We start from the raw sequence: 1,709 nt of genomic DNA, 5'->3' as shown, positions 1-1,709 counted from the left end.
GGCACCGGCCCCCTGGAGGGACACGGCCATCACTACTGGGCCATCACCGACTTCACCGCCACGTCCCCGGTAGCAGACCCCCGCAACGGGACCGTCGACGACCAGGTCTCCCTCTCGAAGCCCCAGCGCGTGAACCCGGGCGACTGCCCCGACTGACATCAGTAAGTGACGTATGACGGCCACCCCTCCCCGGCATTGTTCGAACGCGGCCCGGTACTGATCTCTTCGGAGTGTTGTCGGGGGCGATGTGCTGGGACAATCTCAACACCCACCGGGCCGCCGGGATGCGCGAGTACGCGGACGGACACGACTGGCTCACCATCGTGCAACTTCCCTCCTATGCACCGGATTTGAATCGGGTGGAGGGCATCTGGTCGCTGTTGCGCCGCGGCCCGCTCGCCAACGTCGCCTTCACCGACGACGACCACCTCGAACGCACACTCCACCGGGGGCTGCGGCACATCCAGCACCGCCCGACCTCATCGACGGCTGTCTCGCCGGCACCGGACTCACCCTCACCCGCCACCCAACAACACCCCGAGGAGATCAGTAGGGCACGGTGATCCGATCGAGCAGCACCTGGAAATCCGGGCGGGACATGCCGGTGAGGGGATGAGACAGGGTCTGGGAGAGTGCCATCCGGCTGGTGGTCGCGCCGGCCTCCGCACTGCTCTGGGCCTGGACAGCAGCCCCGACAGGCGCGGCTCTACTTCCTTGAGCGCGTCCTCCCGCCTGCCGACCGCTGACCGCGGCCAGGTGGTCGAAACCGACCGTCCACGCCACCCCGCAGTGCCTCGAACGGCAGGCAGCCTCACAGAACACCACTGTCGACTTCGCCGACGGCATCAACGGCCCACCGCACCCCCCGGACAGCCTTGGCCGCCCCCGTCGACCGTGACGACGGCAAGACACAGCCGGGGCACCCGGTCGCCGCCTACGCCCATCGTACGGCGGCCGGTGCCTGTGGCCCAGTCGTCGCTTCGGGCGGATCCGACCGAAGCGACGAGCCCCTGATCTGCATCAACAGACCAATCGGCTTGTCACGCAAGGACCCGGCACAGGCACTCAACGGGGGCGGCCTGCGGTCACTGCGACAAGGGCAGGACCACCGACACGGTCTTGCCTCTCGGGACGTCCAGTGCCAGGTCCTGCATCAGGAGCCAGCCGAACCCGCCCGGCTGCGTCGGATCGAAGGGCAGCGGGCGCGGCGATCGGCGGCTGGCGTCCTCCACCATGACCGTCACCGTCCCCTCGCCTGCCTTCCGCCCGAAAGCCGGTCACGCCACCGGCGTGCTGGATCGCGTTGGTGACCCGCTCGGACACCACAGCAGCACCGCTTCCACCTCGGCTCCGCCGTCCGGCGCGAGGACCAGCAAGAAGCCGCAGGTCACATCCCGCGCACGCTCAGCCAGGTTCGGACTGGCGCCGGCCAGTGCGCCGAACTCTTCCCCGGGTGCAGACACTGCCGTCTCCTGAGTCACCACACTTCTGTCCCATCCGTCTGCCCAGCACAGCCCGTCTCGCCGCGTCGTTGCTCGAGCCCTCTCTGGCAACGTTGGTCGAGCCAGGCATACTGGATGATTCATTGAGTCGAGGGCGGAGAAGGAGAAGTGTCCGTAGTGGCCAGCACCAACGGCCACGGGACCCCGGATCCGCAGGTGACACCCCGCTCCACCGGTCATCGCCGGTGCTCGGCGGCGTACAAGGCG

General features: G+C 68.4%; 1 protein-coding gene and 1 pseudogene. One reads left to right on the top strand and one right to left on the bottom strand.

Annotation, left to right across the window (positions count from 1 at the left end; translation table 11 throughout):
- Nucleotides 1–251: 251 nt before the first annotated feature.
- Nucleotides 252–553: pseudogene (locus ACGFYN_RS48120) on the top strand (transposase); the annotation flags it as partial.
- 532 nt (nt 554–1,085) lie between these two features.
- Here the strand turns inward: ACGFYN_RS48120 and ACGFYN_RS48115 are convergent.
- A complete protein-coding gene (locus ACGFYN_RS48115) occupies nt 1,086–1,235 on the bottom strand; it encodes a hypothetical protein (RefSeq protein WP_393872275.1) in 150 nt (49 codons plus the stop codon).
- Between the last annotated feature and the right edge of the window lie 474 nt (nt 1,236–1,709).

The organism is Streptomyces sp. NPDC048419, assembly GCF_043200415.1.
Taxonomy (GTDB): domain Bacteria; phylum Actinomycetota; class Actinomycetes; order Streptomycetales; family Streptomycetaceae; genus Streptomyces.
The sequence above is the reverse complement of the archived record's forward strand: the minus strand, read 5'-3'. Positions and strand labels throughout refer to the sequence as shown.